The sequence below is a fragment of the Pseudoalteromonas sp. SG45-3 genome, from assembly GCF_014164075.1.
GTDB classification, from domain to species: Bacteria; Pseudomonadota; Gammaproteobacteria; order Enterobacterales; family Alteromonadaceae; genus Pseudoalteromonas; species Pseudoalteromonas distincta.
In genome coordinates, this window is the sequence record NZ_JACJEN010000003.1 from 215,118 (window position 1) to 232,259 (window position 17,142).

Consider the following 17,142-nt stretch of genomic DNA (forward strand, 5'->3'; position numbering starts at 1 on the left):
TGACTGACTTACGAAGTATTAATAGAGAATTTAACGAGGAATAAACACATGACAAAATCACACACTCACGTAAGCAGCGACCCACTGCAACAAATACGCTGGCTTACATACATGATGTTTTTTATGTTTGCCATGACCTCTGACGCAGTCGGCATGATAATCCCCGAACTTATAAAAGATTTCGGTTTGAGCATGACTCAAGCTAGTGCATTTCATTACGCTCCTATGGCACTCATTGCCTTTAGTGGATTATTTTTAGGCTTTTTAGCTGACAGCCTTGGCCGTAAAAAAACCATTATGCTAGGTCTATTAATATTTTCCGCGAGTTGTTTTTTATTTGCATTTAGCACCAGTTTTACTTTCTTTTTAGTATTGCTTTGCTGCATAGGCCTGGCCATTGGTTTATTTAAAACCGGCGCACTGGCATTGCTTGGCGATATTTCACATAGTAACGACGACCATACTAAAACTATGAACAAGGTTGAGGGCTTTTTTGGCATTGGCGCTATTGTAGGCCCTGCCCTAGTTGGTGTTTTATTAGTGCAAAACGTTAGTTGGACATACCTGTATATTACTGCGGGCGTAATGTGTTTAATCCTTGCTTTATTAGCATGGCGCGCAGACTACCCTGACGTAGTTAAAACAACTGAAAAGCCAGCCTCTTTGGCCACGACCATGAAAATGGTAAAAAACCCTTATGCACTTGGCTTTTCTTTAGCTATTGCACTTTATGTAGCGACTGAAGTGGCTATTTATGTATGGATGCCAACGCTATTAAAGGACTACACAGGCTCTTGGCCACTCCTTGCCACTTATGCACTTACTATATTTTTTATACTACGTGCTGCAGGTCGTTTTATTGCTGTATGGTTACTAAATCGTTATAGCTGGCAAGGTGTTATGGCTTATTTAAGCTTAGGTATTGCGCTTTGTTATGTGGGTACACTTATTGGTGGCGTTGACTGGGCTGTAGGGTTACTACCTCTTTCAGGTTTATTTATGTCTATGGTTTATCCAACTTTAAACTCTAAAGGTATATCGTGTTTTCCTGCTGAGCGCCATGGAGCCGTAGCCGGCGTTATATTATTTTTTACCGCATTATCGGCTGCTTTAGCTCCTTTATTTATGGGTATGATCAGCGATTACTTTGGCCATGTGCGCTATGGCTTTTACTTAGCAACAGGGTTTGCCGTGATTTTATTTGTAGCTATGTTGTTCAATTATTTACGCGACCCATCAATGAGTGCTTTACAAGAAAATAACCCAACAGCTTAATAAATTTGTATCTCAATACAATAAAAAATACTTTTAAAATCAACATATGAATAATAAAAGAGCAAATTAAACACAAAATAATTTGCTTATTGTAAAATATTTGTTATTTTTACTTAATCGATTAAGTGAAAATAACAAATCCTACTGGGTTCAACACAACGAGGCGTTCACATGACAACACACAATACACCTTTATATTTAATCAGCGCTTTAGCACTTGCCGTAAGTCAAGGCGTTAACGCACAAGAAACAGACCAAGCAACACCTGAAGCATCACAAAACAAAGGTCTTGAAACAATTGTTGTAACCGGCGTACCACGTCGAACAACAATCATGGCTTCAAGCGTTTCAGTTAGTAGCGTATCACTTGAACAAGTTCAGGTGTCTACTCCTCGCTCAACAGCCGAGGCTTTTAGAATCATTCCTGGTATCCGTGCAGAATCGACAGGTGGCGAAGGTAATGCAAATATTGCTGTTCGTGGCCTGCCAGTTGCTTCAGGCGGTGCAAAATTTTTACAATTACAAGAAGATGGTTTACCTGTACTGCAATACGGTGATATCGCTTTTGGTAATTCAGATATTTTTATGCGATTAGATAACACTGTGCAAACTATCGAATCGATTCGTGGTGGCTCAGCATCTACTGCCGCAAGTAATGCACCTGGTGGCATTATTAACTTTATCTCTAAAAATGGCGAAAACGAATCTGGCAGTGTATCTACAACACTTGGCTTAGATTACGACAGCGTTCGTACAGACTTTGAATACGGCACTTACTTAACCGATAGCGTGCGTTTTCATGTTGGTGGCTTTGTTCGACAAGGCGAAGGCCCGCGCGAAACAGGTTACACGTCTAATAAAGGTGGCCAAATAAAAGCTAATCTTACTAAAGATTTCGACAACGGTTACGTTCGCCTTTATTACAAACACTTAGACGATAAGAGTGTTGGCTACCTTCCTATGCCAATGTACTCAAATGGTGACTCTATTGCTGGCTTTGATGCGCAATCAGACACACCTCACTCAGCGTTATTTACTAAAACAGTACGTTTAAATGGTGAAAACCAAATCAGTAGCGGCGATATTCGCGATGGTATGAATCCAAAGGTTGACTCTGTTGGTTTTGAAGCTGTATTTGATTTAGATAACGATTGGCGTATCGAAAACCGTTTTCGTAAATCATCAATAAGCGGCAACTTTAACTCGCTTATTCCTGCAGAGGTTGGCAGCGCATCATCTATTGCACAGAGCATTGGTGGTGTAGGCGCAACACTCAGTAACGCAAACACGGGCGCTGCATTTAACGACGACCTTGCTATGCGAATTCATACGTTTGACGTAACAATGAACGACTTCGATTCATTAGTTAACGACTTTAAACTAACTAAATCGTTTGATGATGACACCAGCATTACCTTTGGTTATTACGCGTCAACACAAAACATTGCTATGTCGTGGTTATGGAATTCATACCTTATGGAGCTTAAAGGCGACAATGCTGCATTATTAAATGTTACTGCAGCTGACGGTACTGAATTTTCAGAAAATGGTTTATATGCATATGGCACACCTTACTGGGGAAACTGTTGCCAACGTGATTACGACACAGAGTACGACACCCGTGCACCATACGTTGCATTCTCTACTAAATTAGGCGACGTAAGCATTGATGCAAGTGCCCGTTACGACAGTGGCGAAGCTCGCGGTAACTATGCAGGTGCCGTAACATCAACTGTAGATATGAACCGCGACGGAGAAATATCAATCCCTGAGCAAAACGTTGCAGGTATTGATATTGCCAACGCCAGCCCAGTAAACTATGACTGGAACTATTCTTCTTATTCAATTGGTGCTAATTATCAAATTGACCCAAGCCTTGCTACGTTTGCACGTATTAGTAAAGGTGGGCGTGCAAATGCTGACCGTCTTTTATTTGGTAAAGTACGCGCCGACGGCTCTGTTGCAAAAGAAGACGCTGTTGATGAAGTAAACCAGTTTGAGTTTGGTGTTAAAAAGCGCTTTGATTCATTATCAGTGTTTGCTACTGCGTTTTTTGCCGAAACTGAAGAGCAAAATTTTGAAGCAACATCACAAACGTTTTTTGACCGTGAATACGAAGCAAAAGGGATTGAAATAGAATCTACTTACTTTATTGATGCATGGGATTTTCGCGGTAATTTAACCTGGACCGATGCAGAAATAGCAAAAGATGCGCTTAATCCAGATGTGGTAGGTAATACGCCACGTCGTCAAGCCGATTTAATTTACTCATTAATGGCACGTTACAACTATGAAAAAGGCGCTGCAGGGGTAAGTTTCATTGGTACTACCGATGCATACGCTCAAGATAATAACGATCTACAATTTGACGGCTACACACAGGTAAATGGCTTTGTAAGCTATGACTTATCTGAAAACCTTAATATTGCGCTTAATGTGAATAACCTCTTCGATACAGTAGGTATTACAGAAGCAGAAGAAGGTTCAGTACCTGAAAATAACATTATTCGTGCCCGTACTATTAACGGCCGCACAACGTCGGTAACTTTAAAATACGCTTTTAACTAAATGTGTGTATTGCGCTGCGGTGAGTAGTCACTGTAGCGCCTTTTAAAGTATGAATAAATAACACCCTTCACGTTTTTTAGCCTAGCCTTGCTAGGCTTTTTAGGATATTCCAAATGACTAAACTCCTGTGCTTAGGCGAGCTATTAATTGATATGCTGCCACAAGATGCTAATAACTCAGCCTATTTACCTATACCAGGTGGCGCGCCTGCCAATGTAGCTGTTGGCTACGCAAAACTCGGCGCAGAGGCTGCATTTTGTGGTGGTAAAGGGGACGATCATTTTGCCAATCAATTAAGTAATGCATTAGCGCAATATAATGTAAATACAGACTATTTATTTACCATTGCAGGCTCACAAACCGCCATGGTTATAGTAAGCCTTGATGAAACCGGCGAGCGTAGTTTTGGCTTTTATCGCCATAATACAGCCGATGTACTATTAACGCAGGCGCATTTAGCGCATATAAATTGGCAAGAAATAAGCACACTACACTTTTGTTCAAACACATTAACCGAATCAGCAATTGCCAACACAACGGTTAAAGCGCTAGAACTTGCAAAAGCGAATAATAAGCTCGTCAGTTTTGATGTAAATTTACGCTACAGCTTGTGGGAAAACACAAACGATATAGCAAGCAATGTAAAAGCCTGTTACACCTATTGTGACATAGTAAAACTCTCGCGTGATGAACTTAATTTTTTAGCCCAGCATAGCGATACAACGAGCGATGATTACATTCAAATGCTATTAAATACCGGAGTAAAACTGGTGTTTTTAACCGATGGACCAGAGCCTGCCACGGTTTACCACAGCGCATTTACACTTAACGAATCGGCACCAAAAATAAACGCCGTAGATACAACAAGCGCAGGTGATGCATTTATAGCGGGGGTTTTATACTACTTAAATCACTTAGGAAGTGATTTACCACTAGCAGATAAACTAAATGATAAAGCGAGCGTAAAAGGCGCCCTGCACTTCGCTCTTAAATGTGGCTCTAAAGCGTGTTTAGCTAAAGGGGCATTTCCGGCATTACCTGTGCTGGCTGATGTACTTTAATAGACCTAATGTTTTTTAAGTTCAAATATATGCAGTAACGCGTAGTTACTGCATAGCATCAAACACCATTTTACTATCCACTATTTGTTCAAAGTGCGTTATTTTTTGATTTTTAAGCTGCCAAATATGCGCGACCCTAGCTTGCATTTTTTTACCCGTTTTAATATAAGTACCAGAGTACGTGCCATACACTACAACAGTATCATCTTGGGATAAGTAGTTTTGTGGCGTAAACGTGTAGTTATACCACTCGCTTGCAAGCTTTTGAAAAACATGTTCAGTAATGTCATTCATACCATGGTATGTACCAGCATAAGCAAAACCGTCAGCCTCTTTCCAAGTAATAGTATCACTTGCATGAGCAACTAAATTTTGCCCATTCTCTTGTGATGTTTTGCCTTCATACGTACTTTTAATTATGTCTATGTTGTTCATTTTTGCACACCCTTGCACTATAAAAAGGAAGCTCAATAAAGCTGTAATATAAACAGCTTTATTATTTAGAAATTTCATCACACTATACTAGCGCAACTGATTGCTGTAAGTAGGTAACCCACTGCTCAGTTTTTCCATAATAATGGGCTATATCGGCTTTTTGCCACTTACCTGTGTTAAATTCAAATGCTGCACTAGGAAAGCCTTGCCCATGAATATCGTGCAATAAGCCTCGGCTTTGTGCTATATGTTGATCTGTTGCACCGCCTTCTAGCGCATTAAAGTGGGTTTCAAATAAGGCCTTGTTTAAACCCAGCTCCAATGCAATATCAGTCAGTACATGCAGCTGCATAATGTTTTTACCCTGAGCATAATAAGCATGTTGAATACTATTAAGCATTTCCCCACCTGATATACCAAGCTCTTGCGCTGCCAATATAGCGGTAATAGCCGGAGCCGAGTTGAGTATAATATCGTTGGTTTTTAAAAGCCCATCAGTATAGTTACTACCAAATACCTGACCGGTTTTCTTCGCTATGACACTGTCGTTTTTAAGTGCAAATTCACGCCATGCAGGAGTCACAGGTTTGACATTATCACCTGTTAGCATACCTCCACTGTGTACTTTTACAATTAAACCATCAATATTTTCAGCAGCGGTGATCAAGGGCACGCTGCCGTAAGTCCAACCACATAAAGGGTCAACAATTATATGTAACGTTACGTTTTTCATTAATATTTCCTATCTAAATAATTGCTTAACGCAAGGGCACTTAGTGCCATTGCATCTCACCCATAACCACTTTTGAGCCCAACTCTAAAATGCTTCTTGCACCTAAATCAGGGTAAGCTTGAGTCATTATCTCTACAAATTCAGTTGAGTTTTTTGCATTTTTTGCAGCGCTATCCGCTTTATTTAAGTATCCTTTCATGAATGACACACCAGAAAGGTCTTGTTTACTGCCCTGTAAAAAATGACCTGGAATAACAGTCTGTGGTTTTAAATTCTCGATGTTATCTAATGTTGACTGCCAAGTTTGACGCTCTGCAGCAGTGCTCGAATCGGCCAACCACACATGCATTTGATCAAATACTACAACCCCACCCAGCACTGTTTTTATAGAAGGGATCCAAAGGTAAGTATGCTTTGGATCATGCTGTAAATTTTTAATAATAATTTCTTTCCCATCTATAGTTAGGCTATTAGATAGCATTACTTCTGGCAAAATAAGTTCTTTAGGTGCATTGCTCTTTAAAATAGGCCCCCAATAATTTAACTTTCCTTGCATTGAGCGCTTAATATTCTCTACTGTTGATTTAGTCGCTAATAACTTTGCTTTTGGAAAAGCAGCTTTAATTACATCTAAACCAAAGTAAAAATCAGGGTCGCTGTGACTAATATAAACAGCTGTTAATGTTTTACCGCTCGCTTTTATTTTTTCAACCAATGCTTGTGCATCATTACGCTGAAATTGGGCATCCACTAATAACACTTCGTTATCACCACTTATAATGCTTGATGAAACAGCAAAAATACTTTTGTCTTGTGGGTTATATACATCAACAACTAATTCACTTTGCGCTAATACCGGTTGCATTAATGTGCTTGCTAATAAAGCTGTTGCTGCTAATACGTGTTTAACTTTTTTCATTCTCAGTAGCCTGTTTGTTATTTCGTTAAGATGAGGCTATTGTATGTTGCAATTTAAGAATGAAAAACTAGGCAGAATGCAACTATCTGTTGCATAAATCGAACATATAGGCAAAGTGAATGGATAGAATTATTGCAGCTGATGTATTTATAAAAATTGTAGAGCAGAAAAGTCTAGCCGGTGCTGCCCGTGCTTTAGATATGTCTAGATCTATGGTTACACGGTATTTGAATCAAATGGAAAAGTGGGCAAATACCCAACTACTCCATCGGTCAACAAGAAAAATAACACTCACGTCAGAGGGTGAAAAAGTACTTAATCATAGCCGAGAGCTCATTGCCATCGCCCAAAACATCAGTGCGCCAATAGAAAGTAATAACAGATTAAACGGGCAAATTAGGTTGTCGTGCTCGCCTTTTTTAGCACATGATGTACTACCAGATATGTTGCAACAATTCTTGCACGCTCATCCCGAAGTCAGTATTGATGTACAAATTAGTAATCACGTTACAAATTTGGTAGAAGAGCGAATAGATTTAGCAATTAGAATTACCAATGACTTAGATCCTAATATAATTGCTCGCCCACTTGGGAAATGCCATTCAGTATTATGTGCAAGCCCAGAATATTTAGAAAAAAACTCTAAGCCTATAACTACGGATGATTTGAGTCGCCATAACTGTTTAAACTATTCACGGTTTGAAAAAAGTATGTGGCATTTTTCACACCCTGAAAAACCCGTATCTGTAGCGATTGCTGGTAACTTCAGTGCTAATGATTCGAGCTTACTGTTAAAAGCTGCTCTTAATAATCAAGGAATAACTCTACAACCTAAGTTTGCTGCGCAGAAATATATAAATAATGGAAAGTTAATACATTTACTACCACACCTTAAACCACAAACTTTGAGCATATACGGTATTTACCGCTCTAGGAAACATCAGTCACTTGCACTTCGTTCATTTATTGATAGCTTAGTAACGTATTTTGATAAAATTGATACTTAACAATAAGCGAAAACTATTAAACGTTCGCTATAAGTCCTTTATTTAAGAGTTGAAATAGCGCTTTGTAAGCGCTATTTTTTGAAAGAAGGGATTTATTATTCGTCTAGCCAATCTATGGCTGCGGTAGCATTTTCAAAGTATTGAACCTCACCCGATATGAACCAGTTACCTATTTTGGCCATTCGAGCTTGCCACTCTTTATTACCGTAAATAGCTACTTTTTTAAATTCTTTAGAGTGCTTAACACCTAACTTGAGGTCGTCCCACGCTGCGCGTAATTCCCAACCTTCAAGCTCGCTACCATCTATTAAGGCGTTTACAACTGGGTGCTTAACTTCGCCAAGAGCTGAATTTATCATTGGGGTAATTATTTTGTAGTCGTCGTGAGTAAGCGTACCAACGGCTTTAAGTTTTAAAAAAAACTCTCTTCCTGCACGTTCAAGACCAATCGATAAACCATGTGTTGTGTGTACCATTACTGCTCTCCTTAAATAGGCTGAGTGGTAAAAGTACACCTTCTAAAATTAATTAGTCCTGAACTAAATCAATAAATAGTCCTGAACTAAATCAATAAATAGTTCTGAGCTAGATCATTAAATAGTCTCAAATAAACGACTCAATTACGCATTTTGTACGCGAGATGTCTGGTTTTCTACATCAGTTAAATGGCCCGTTTTAAGCCATACTTTTGCACCATTACTTCCCGCTTTAACGTTAACAGAGCTATTAATAGGCACTCTTAACCAACTGTTTTTTACAAGGGTATCGGCTTGCTCATCAAATGAGCCTTCAAGTACTAGCAGCTCAGCTCCGCCTTTTGCGCTTATAACCATGCAGGCGTTGGGCTTAAAGTCCAACAAGCTTACGTCTTCAAAATCGTCTTTGTATAAAGGGGTTACGGCTACATTTTTAAAACTAGGGTGCGCCGTACTTTGCATCAAGTCCGTTTGTAAACGCACGTGGGTTCGATCATCTGGCTGAAACTGCCATAACTTTACAAATATAACGCAGCCATTTTCAGACCCCGGTTTGTGCTTTGATTGCGGTGGGTTACGGATATAAGAACCTGCCGCAAAGTCACCATGTTCATCTTGAAATACCCCTTCAAGCACAACAAACTCTTCACCGCCTGTATGAACATGCGGCGAAAATTCACTGCCAGGTGCATAACGAACAATAGTCGTTGCGCGAGCAACTTCGTCGCCCACTCTATCGAGCGCTCGCCTATCAACGCCCGCCATTGGCGATGCAACCCACGGAAGTGATTCGCTATGTACCACAACTCGTTTACTAAAATCGGCAGCTATTTTCATATTTGGCTCCTAAGCGTAACTTCACTTAAATTTTAAACTAATAACCTAATTAAGCTGCAACACTTGGGCGTTTTGCTACTTTTTCTTGCCATGCAACTAAATGGGTTAACTCATTCGGGATTGCTATTTGTGCAAATCCAGCAAATACCATCCCAGCATACAATGTAATATCAGCAATACTAAACTGCTCGCCGCCAACAAACGCCGATTGCACTAGTACATCATTAAAATAGCTAAACCCTTGGCGCGCTTTTTCGCCTTGTTTTTCACCCCAAGCCACATTTTGATATGTTTCAAGCTCAGGACCTAAGCCATCAGTTGCATGATGAAAGTAAGTTGCCACAGCGTCAAGCACCATAGATTCTGCACGCTTTTGCATCATGTTAATTACTGCACGCTCTTTTGCGGTTTCACCCATTAAAGATGGGCCTTCAAATGCGGTATCAATATACTCAGTAATAGCGGTACTTTCTGATATAAACGTGCCGTCATCTAGCTCTAATACGGGTACACCTGCTAATGGATTTTTAGCTAAAAAGGCTTTTGTTCTGTGTTCACCATTTAATAAATCAACAGGTACAAACTCAACATTTGAAGTGGCATTTTTTTCAGCTAAAGCGATACGAACACGAAGTGGATTTGGAAAGTTTTCTACATCATAAATTTTCATAGCAATCTCTATCTTTATTGTTTAAAAGTGAGCCAATGGCGTAACCTACCTATCGATAGGTAATTTATAATATTAAACTAAATTTAAGTCAACGTTTAAATTTTTTTGATTTATGGGATTTAACTTAATTCATAATAAAATTATGGAGTTGCTTAAAAGTAAAAACACTTGTAAATAACTACCTACTGGTCGATAATTTTGCTGTACCAATTGCATTAAATAAGTGATCTATTATTGCGCTAGGAAAATAGCGCAATAACGAGGCGAAAATCATGACATCTAGTTATTCTGTATGAATAATTTTTAACGCAGTTAGTGTGTTATTTAATGCGATACAATGATCATGTTTTTAATAAAACTGGTGTTACTGCAGATAGGAAATATTAAAAATGAGTAAAAAAGAAGCTTTATTAAAAGCCGCTGAAAACAAGGTGCGCCTTGGCGGATACAGTAATTTTAGTTTTAGAGAGCTAGCCTGCGAAGTCGGCATTAAAAGCGCCAGTGTGCACTATCACTTTGCGACTAAGGCCGATTTAGGTGCTGAGCTGGCTCATCAATATACTGATTCTTTTTTAGCAGCGTTAGGCGAGCCAAGCGAGCTTAAAGCAAACGGTAAAAATCCTATTGATGTGTACACACAGCTTTTTAGACGTGCATTAGTAACCGATAAAAAAATGTGTTTATGCGGGTTGCTAGGAGCCGAAAGCGATAGCCTTCCAGATAAAGTACGCCTTGAAGTAAAGCGCTTTTTTAATCAAAACCTAACATGGCTTAGCGCTGCACACTTAGCGAATGGTGAGCCTAACCCCGATCAAGCAGCTATTCAAACAGTAAGCCTGCTTGAGGGCGCTATGATGATAAGCAAAACGCTCGACGATAATAGTTACTTTGAACTTGCAACTCAGTAATACCTAAATTTAGTACACAAAAAAAGCGAGCTATTGATTATCAATAGCTCGCTTTTTTAATGCTTGAAATAACTTATGTGATTATTAAACCGCTGTTGGTTTAACTTTATGCTTAGAGTGCACAATTGCTAAAACAATTAAGCCAATCACTGTTACTACAGCGCCAATAGGTTTACCTAAATCGCTTGATAAGTTAAGACCAATTGCTGCAGTGCCAATATAAGAAACCGTTACCGCTGTTGCTATAACAGCAGGAACACTGGCAATCCAATGGAATGTACCACGGTCAAACAAGTACTTAGTGGCAAGCCATAATACGCTTGTAGAAAGCAGCATGTTTGAAAATGCAAAGTAGCGCCAAATTAATGAGAAATCGAGCTTCGTCATAAAGTACGCTATAGCAAGTATAGGCACCGCCACTAGTAAGCGATTACGTAAGCTTTGTGGAATATTAAACGCATCAACAACAGTTAAACGTAATGAGCGGAACGCTGTATCACCAGAAGTAATTGGGAATACGGCTACTGCAATAATTGCCATTATACCGCCAAATACGCCTAAGTAACTGTTAGCTACATGGTTAACAACTAAGCCTGGACCACCTTGGTCAAGCAATGCTTTTAAGCCTGCGTAACCATCTGGGAACGCTGCAATACCAGCAAGTGCCCATACACAACCTACAATACCTTCACACATCATAGCGCCGTAATAAACTGGACGTACGTATTTTTCGTTAGTTAAACAGCGCGCAATAATAGGCGCTTGAGTAGAGTGAAAACCACTAATAGCACCACAGGTAATTGTTATAAATAACAATGGCCATGTTGGTAATCCATCTGGGTTTGGCTCTAAAAAGTCATGTGCGTGATCAGCTTCAAAGTAAGCTAAAAAGTCACTTGGTACAGGTAAGTGCGGCGCATTAATAAGTAATGAAATAGCAATTGCCACTGTCATTACAATCATTAGCGCACCAAAAATTGGGTAAAACTTAGTGATAATTTTATCAATTGGTAGCAAGGTAGCTAAAAAGTAATACGCTAAAATAGCAAGTACCCAAAAGGTATTGTTTGCCAGTATTGTACCTTCAAAAAAATCAAGGTTACTTAGCAAACCTGCAGGGCTCATAATAAATACTACACCTACAAAAAACAGTAGCATGGCAGTAAATACAAGCATAAAGCCTTTAAATACGACGTTGTAATAATGGCCTGCGATTTCTGGTAGGCTTTTACCGTCTTCTTTTATACTCATTACACCTGAGAAGAAGTCGTGTACAGCTCCACCTAAAACATTACCAAGTACAATCCATACTAGTGCAACTGGTCCGTATAAAGCACCTAAAATTGGGCCAAATATTGGACCTACGCCAGCAATGTTTAAAAACTGAATTAAAAATGCTCGTACAGGGTGAATAGCTACGTAATCAACACCTTCGCTAAAGCGTTTTTGTGGTGTGTCAGCAGTTGAATCCAAACCGGCTTGTTTTTCAACAAATGGGCTGTAAAACTTATAGCCCAGTATTAAAATAGTGAGGCAGATAAAAAAGATGATCATAAAGCACGTTTCTCTTTTTGTATTTTAGTTATAGAGCGCATTGTGTGTCGCCCCGCCTTTTCAATCCGTGAATAATCGACGAACGATAACAAAGCTTTAACCCTCAAACAATAAGACGTTTAGCTAATACAATAATCGATATAAGCCACTATTTACGCAACCTGCGCACTTAACACTCACTTATCGCCTATGTCTTATTTTAGGCACAAAAAAAGCGGTTAAACTTTTACGTATAACCGCTTTCACACACAATGTTTTTTTAAAGTGGGTTCATAAACTCACTAATTTGTTGATGCGTTAAAGTAGGTGTTGCACCAGAACTTTCGGCGACCATTGCTCCAACGGCACATGCAAAGTCAACGGCATATTGCGCGTCGTCGTTGCTACAAAGCTGATAAATTAACGAACCTAAAAACGAATCCCCTGCGCCAACAGTGTCAATTACGCTAATTAAATAACCTGAATTATAAAAATTCTCGCCTTTGATTGTTAATAAAGCACCGTGGCTACCTTTGGTTACACATAAGTAATCGGTATTTGTTTGCTGTGCTATAAACGCTAAATTTTGTTCAAGCGAATGAAACTTACAACCCATCGCTTTTGCAATTTCGTATAGCTCTTCATCGTTTAACTTAATAAAGTCTGCTTTATTCATTAAATTTACAAGTATTTCTAGCTTGTAATGCGGTGCACGTAGATTTACGTCAAATACTTTAAAGTTTGCTACATCAACGAGTTGATTTAACGTTGCTAAAGACGCTTCGCTTCGCCCAATTAGGCTGCCAAATACAAATACATCGCTACTTTTAACTTTACTAAGTAACTCATCGGTAAGCGCTATATTATCCCACGCAGAGTCTGCCACTATTTCATAACTTGCAGAGCCACCACTGTCGAGCGTTACCTCAACCGTGCTAGTTTTTTTGTCACTATTGATAGCAATGTATTCGCAGCTTACGCCCTTGCTAGTAATTTCGCCTAGTAGCTCAGCGCCTAACTCGTCGTTACCAACAGCGCTGATCATGTCGGCTTTAATGCCAAGTGAGTTAATACGCACACACATATTAAGTGGCGCGCCACCTAAGCGTTTACCTGAATCAAAACAATCCCACAGCACTTCGCCAAAGCAGCTAACACTTACGTTTTCGCCTGATTTATGATTAATTAAAATGCTCATAATTAGTTACTCTTTTGATCAAGTACAGCCTGCATAATGGCTTTAATTTTACTATTAGGTGCATACAACGCAGCAATCGACTTTTTATATTCAGCAGTAAACGTTTCGTTATGCTCAAGCTTGCCAAACAAGCTCGTTAACTTTAAAAATGCAATCGGGCTAGTTTGAGTCTCTTGCGCGTAAGAATTAAGCTCTTTGTGCATCGCATCTTGAATTTCAAGCTTTTCGCCGTTTTCACTTAAACCTTTATCGCTGTATAAACACCAAGTTGCAATAACAAGCGTTGCCAGTGACACATCGCGACCTTGTACTAGGTTTTCGTTAATTGTGGCAATTAAAAACTTAGGCAGTTTAGCTGAGCTTTCACTACAGATACGCGCTAGGCTGTCTTTAATATTAGGATTAGCAAAACGCTCTATTAACGTATCTTTGTAACTTTCAAGGTCAATGCCTTCAAGTGGTTCAAGATTTGGGGTTACTTCTTTATCCATAAAAGCACGTAGGTATGTGGCAAATAATTCATCCGATACCGTTTCGTCAATAGTGCCATAGCCATGGATTGAACCTAATAAACCAAGTACAGAATGCCCTGCATTAAGTAAACGTATTTTCATGGTTTCATAAGGCGTTACATCAGTAACAAACTGAGCACCAACAACATCCCAATTTGGACGAGAGTCACTAAATGTGTCCTCTATTACCCATTGTGTAAACGACTCACAGGTAATTGGCCACTCGTCACTAACACCATATGCATCAACCACGTAATCAATATCACTCTTTTTAGATACCGGCGTAATACGGTCAACCATCGCATTAGGAAACGATACGTTTTGCTCAATCCACTCACTTAAGTCTTTGTCTTGCTCTGTAGCAAAGGCTAAAAGCATTTTGCGTGTTACGTTACCGTTGTGCTGAATGTTATCGCACGACTGAACTGTAAACGCGCCTAGGCCTTGCTCTTTACGCAATTTTAACGCAGCGGTAATGTAGCCAAACGCTGTAATTGGGTAGTTTGGGTTATTAATGTCGTTAATAATATCTGGATTACTGTAATCAAACTCGCCCGTTGCAGGGTTAAAGTTGTAACCGCCTTCAGTAATAGTAAGCGACACAATTTTAGTATCGCTGTGCGCTAGCTTATTAATTACCGCTTGTTTGTCCTCTGGAGCAAACAAAAAGTCGATCATTGAGCCAATTACTTTGTTATCTATTGTACCGTCTGGGTGTCTAACAGTAAGCGTGTAAAGGTAATCTTGCTGCTTTAAAATATCACGCAGACCACGGTTACCCTCTAAAAGGCCAACACCACATATACCCCATTGCTCAGAGCCCGGAGTTTTTAAAAGCTCGTTGACATACACTGCTTGGTGAGCACGATGAAAACCGCCCACACCAATATGTACAATACCGGCTTTAACTGCGCTACGGTCGTAGGTTGGTGTATCAACATGGCTTGGTAATTGAGCCAAGCTCTGTTGGTTTAGCCCTGTAACTAGAGCGTCAGTGTGTTGGTATTGTGTCATGGTGTGACCTTACTAAACAAAGATAAAATATAAATTACGATACTGTATTACGATGCTGTGTTGAGTACTTTATGGCGTTTTAACGACCAGTACGCAGTAACAAAATAAATAACAGTACAAATAAAACAGGCTATTTCGAATTGCGATTTATTAGCGCTGTACATACTCATAGTTTCACTGAAAAACATCACTTGGCTGGCAAATATGAAAATGATAACCAGTGAAACCGTAGAAACTGCGTTAAGTACTTTTGTAAATACAGAGCTGTCAATTACTGGCTTTGGAATGTCTTTAGCCTCAGCTGCTTGATATTCTTTAATATCACGTTGCTCTTGTTTTTCTGCTGCAATTTCTTGTGTGTAGTCGTCACCAGCGCCGTATTTTTTAGCTAAAAGCGTGTAAACAACAATGGTGAAAATCCATGTAGGAATAAACAAGTAGTAAAACGACATTACATCAATTGCGTTTAAGCCAAAGCCAAACACAAGTGCTAACGCCCAAGATGCTATAGCCGGTACGCTGCGGGTAATATTTTTATATTTAGCCCAGTAACGTGTTAGGCCAATTTTAGGAAATAACACATGCTCAGCAAACACAATGCCGCCTACTGGTACAACTAATAAGCCTGCGTAAGTAAGTAGCGGAAGCATTTGAGAAAATACAAACGGGAAACATGCAATAATTACGGTTACAACACCTACAATAGCGGTGGTGCGTTCACGTGATTGATTAACAAATATAGATTGCGCTGCAAGGCCTGCACGGTAAAGGTTTGCGTTAGCTGTAGTCCAACCGGCAATAATTACAATAACAAAGCCAGTCCAACCTAATGCATGGTATGCAACATCGCCCGGATCAAGTGATGAAATAGTTGTTTTAAGTAATACCGCAACACCTGCGCCCATAATACCGGCAGAGATCCACGCTAAGTAATGACCAAAAAACATGCCCACACCAGAAAACAAACCATAGCTTTTGCGTTTAGCAAATCTAAAAATAGCCATGTCGATTAAACCAAAGTGAGTTATTGAGTTAGCAGCCCATGCAAAGCCAATCACTTCTAATAGGCCAATGCCCTTTTCACCATCGGCATTGGTGCCCGTCCATATGGAGGAGTCGCCTATGGTCATAAAGTCGCTAAAGCTAGTTAAAGAGGTAGAACCTAATACGTGATTTGAAAGCTCAGGGAATAACGCAAACGAGCCTGCAATAAATATAACAAATAGCCACGGCGCACACAGCTTTGAAAAGTCAGCAACCGTAGAAAAGCCATACATCGCAACAAATACAACAATGGAGCCAACAGCTAAAACAATGGCTACAAACCAAAAGCTATTTGGATACCAATCAAGTTGCGCAGGTATATCAAACAAAAACCGCACGGCGGTGGAGGATACCGTGATCATCGCGGCCGATATAACACTAAAAATAACCACGTTAGCCCAGTTATAGAGCTTGGTCATTGAGTTACCAGCAATTTTGTTTAAGTAGTTATATAAACTTAAGCGGGTTTCTACTGCAATGGGTGCAGTAATCAGCCACCAAGAACACATTGCTAACAGGTTACCTATTAATAAACCCAGTAGAATGTCGATGGTTGAAGCGCCTAATGCAACAAACGTTGCACCAATAACAAATTCAGTAGCCGCAACATGTTCGCCGGCGTATAGCCCTGCAAAATGCTTCCAGCCGTGAAGCTTATTATTAGCAACAGGAAGTTGCTCTTCGTTTACATCTTTAAATGTTTGTGTGTGTGGACTCGTTGCCATGGTATTTCCTAATGTTAACAGCAAAGCATTTGATACCAATCTGCATAACTATTTGAATAATTTAACAAGTTAAATCACTCTATATTTAAGCAGATTGGCATAGTACCTACATACTTTGCCTTTTATAATTTGGCTTATAAACGCATGATCTTTTGCCATGTTTTGTTTTATTTTTAGTAAAGCAAAACCATCTACATTTATATTTTGCGTTTGCTTGCCTGTCAGTG

General features: G+C 39.6%; 15 protein-coding genes. 5 read left to right on the forward strand and 10 right to left on the reverse strand.

The window, feature by feature from the left end:
- Positions 1–48 precede the first annotated feature (48 nt).
- The 3 genes from H5126_RS05430 (at position 49) to H5126_RS05440 (ending at position 4,904) form a co-directional block, all read left to right on the forward strand.
- On the forward strand, positions 49–1,275 hold the full coding sequence (locus H5126_RS05430) for a sugar MFS transporter (protein WP_039488390.1): 1,227 nt from the start codon (positions 49–51) through the stop codon (positions 1,273–1,275).
- A 171-nt stretch (positions 1,276–1,446) separates the two neighbouring features.
- Positions 1,447–3,843: a TonB-dependent siderophore receptor gene (locus H5126_RS05435; protein WP_182692364.1), complete on the forward strand. Its 2,397-nt coding sequence runs from the start codon at positions 1,447–1,449 to the stop codon at positions 3,841–3,843.
- A gap of 113 nt (positions 3,844–3,956) precedes the next feature.
- A complete protein-coding gene (locus tag H5126_RS05440) occupies positions 3,957–4,904 on the forward strand; it encodes a carbohydrate kinase (RefSeq protein WP_182719935.1) in 948 nt (315 codons plus the stop codon).
- 45 nt (positions 4,905–4,949) lie between these two features.
- Here H5126_RS05440 and H5126_RS05445 read toward each other — a convergent pair whose 3' ends face one another.
- From H5126_RS05445 to H5126_RS05455, 3 genes are all read right to left on the reverse strand, one after another.
- Positions 4,950–5,339, reverse strand: coding sequence for a nuclear transport factor 2 family protein (locus tag H5126_RS05445; protein WP_149603532.1), 390 nt, complete (start codon positions 5,337–5,339; stop codon positions 4,950–4,952).
- Positions 5,340–5,421: 82 nt separating this feature from the next.
- The gene (locus H5126_RS05450) at positions 5,422–6,072 is read right to left on the reverse strand and encodes a DsbA family protein (RefSeq protein ID WP_182695368.1); all 651 of its coding nucleotides are present in this window, start codon (positions 6,070–6,072) and stop codon (positions 5,422–5,424) included.
- 40 nt (positions 6,073–6,112) lie between these two features.
- On the reverse strand, positions 6,113–6,991 hold the full coding sequence (locus tag H5126_RS05455; RefSeq protein ID WP_024595728.1) for an MBL fold metallo-hydrolase: 879 nt from the start codon (positions 6,989–6,991) through the stop codon (positions 6,113–6,115).
- A 119-nt stretch (positions 6,992–7,110) separates the two neighbouring features.
- Here H5126_RS05455 and H5126_RS05460 point away from each other — a divergent pair, with 119 nt between their 5' ends.
- The gene (locus tag H5126_RS05460) at positions 7,111–7,998 is read left to right on the forward strand and encodes a LysR family transcriptional regulator (RefSeq protein WP_138490298.1); all 888 of its coding nucleotides are present in this window, start codon (positions 7,111–7,113) and stop codon (positions 7,996–7,998) included.
- Between the two features lie 95 nt (positions 7,999–8,093).
- Here the strand turns inward: H5126_RS05460 and H5126_RS05465 are convergent, their stop codons facing one another.
- The 3 genes from H5126_RS05465 to H5126_RS05475 all read right to left on the reverse strand — a co-directional run bounded on the left by H5126_RS05465 (position 8,094) and on the right by H5126_RS05475 (position 9,981).
- Positions 8,094–8,474 (reverse strand): STAS/SEC14 domain-containing protein, encoded by a 381-nt coding sequence (locus H5126_RS05465; protein WP_002960091.1) that lies wholly within the window; start codon positions 8,472–8,474, stop codon positions 8,094–8,096.
- Positions 8,475–8,618: 144 nt separating this feature from the next.
- On the reverse strand, positions 8,619–9,311 hold the full coding sequence (locus H5126_RS05470; RefSeq protein WP_182719936.1) for a cupin domain-containing protein: 693 nt from the start codon (positions 9,309–9,311) through the stop codon (positions 8,619–8,621).
- Between the two features lie 49 nt (positions 9,312–9,360).
- The gene (locus H5126_RS05475; protein WP_182719937.1) at positions 9,361–9,981 is read right to left on the reverse strand and encodes a glutathione S-transferase family protein; all 621 of its coding nucleotides are present in this window, start codon (positions 9,979–9,981) and stop codon (positions 9,361–9,363) included.
- Between the two features lie 389 nt (positions 9,982–10,370).
- Between H5126_RS05475 and H5126_RS05480 the strand changes: the two genes are divergently transcribed.
- Positions 10,371–10,889 (forward strand): TetR/AcrR family transcriptional regulator, encoded by a 519-nt coding sequence (locus tag H5126_RS05480; protein WP_182719938.1) that lies wholly within the window; start codon positions 10,371–10,373, stop codon positions 10,887–10,889.
- An 84-nt stretch (positions 10,890–10,973) separates the two neighbouring features.
- On the opposite strand, the gene H5126_RS05485 is transcribed toward H5126_RS05480, so the two are convergent.
- From H5126_RS05485 to H5126_RS05500, 4 genes are all read right to left on the reverse strand, one after another.
- Positions 10,974–12,443 (reverse strand): carbon starvation protein A, encoded by a 1,470-nt coding sequence (locus tag H5126_RS05485; RefSeq protein WP_004334688.1) that lies wholly within the window; start codon positions 12,441–12,443, stop codon positions 10,974–10,976.
- A 259-nt stretch (positions 12,444–12,702) separates the two neighbouring features.
- Entirely contained in the window at positions 12,703–13,620 is a 918-nt protein-coding gene (locus H5126_RS05490) for a carbohydrate kinase (RefSeq protein ID WP_182719939.1), read from the reverse strand.
- A gap of 2 nt (positions 13,621–13,622) precedes the next feature.
- Positions 13,623–15,146, reverse strand: a complete 1,524-nt coding sequence (locus H5126_RS05495) for a mannitol dehydrogenase family protein (protein ID WP_182719940.1) — start codon at positions 15,144–15,146, stop codon at positions 13,623–13,625.
- A 47-nt stretch (positions 15,147–15,193) separates the two neighbouring features.
- Positions 15,194–16,915 carry a cytosine permease gene (locus H5126_RS05500; protein ID WP_004334683.1) on the reverse strand — a complete coding sequence of 574 codons (1,722 nt, stop codon included), beginning with the start codon at positions 16,913–16,915 and terminating at the stop codon, positions 15,194–15,196.
- Positions 16,916–17,142 lie beyond the last annotated feature (227 nt).

Coding starts and splice junctions, on each gene's coding strand:
- H5126_RS05460 (WP_138490298.1), top strand. CDS start 7,111: ATGGATAGAATTATTGCAGCTGATGTATTTATAAAAATTGTAGAGCAG.
- H5126_RS05480 (WP_182719938.1), top strand. CDS start 10,371: ATGAGTAAAAAAGAAGCTTTATTAAAAGCCGCTGAAAACAAGGTGCGC.
- H5126_RS05430 (WP_039488390.1), top strand. CDS start 49: ATGACAAAATCACACACTCACGTAAGCAGCGACCCACTGCAACAAATA.
- H5126_RS05440 (WP_182719935.1), top strand. CDS start 3,957: ATGACTAAACTCCTGTGCTTAGGCGAGCTATTAATTGATATGCTGCCA.
- H5126_RS05470 (WP_182719936.1), bottom strand. CDS start 9,311: ATGAAAATAGCTGCCGATTTTAGTAAACGAGTTGTGGTACATAGCGAA.
- H5126_RS05485 (WP_004334688.1), bottom strand. CDS start 12,443: ATGATCATCTTTTTTATCTGCCTCACTATTTTAATACTGGGCTATAAG.
- H5126_RS05500 (WP_004334683.1), bottom strand. CDS start 16,915: ATGGCAACGAGTCCACACACACAAACATTTAAAGATGTAAACGAAGAG.
- H5126_RS05465 (WP_002960091.1), bottom strand. CDS start 8,474: ATGGTACACACAACACATGGTTTATCGATTGGTCTTGAACGTGCAGGA.
- H5126_RS05455 (WP_024595728.1), bottom strand. CDS start 6,991: ATGAAAAAAGTTAAACACGTATTAGCAGCAACAGCTTTATTAGCAAGC.
- H5126_RS05490 (WP_182719939.1), bottom strand. CDS start 13,620: ATGAGCATTTTAATTAATCATAAATCAGGCGAAAACGTAAGTGTTAGC.
- H5126_RS05435 (WP_182692364.1), top strand. CDS start 1,447: ATGACAACACACAATACACCTTTATATTTAATCAGCGCTTTAGCACTT.
- H5126_RS05445 (WP_149603532.1), bottom strand. CDS start 5,339: ATGAACAACATAGACATAATTAAAAGTACGTATGAAGGCAAAACATCA.
- H5126_RS05475 (WP_182719937.1), bottom strand. CDS start 9,981: ATGAAAATTTATGATGTAGAAAACTTTCCAAATCCACTTCGTGTTCGT.
- H5126_RS05495 (WP_182719940.1), bottom strand. CDS start 15,146: ATGACACAATACCAACACACTGACGCTCTAGTTACAGGGCTAAACCAA.
- H5126_RS05450 (WP_182695368.1), bottom strand. CDS start 6,072: ATGAAAAACGTAACGTTACATATAATTGTTGACCCTTTATGTGGTTGG.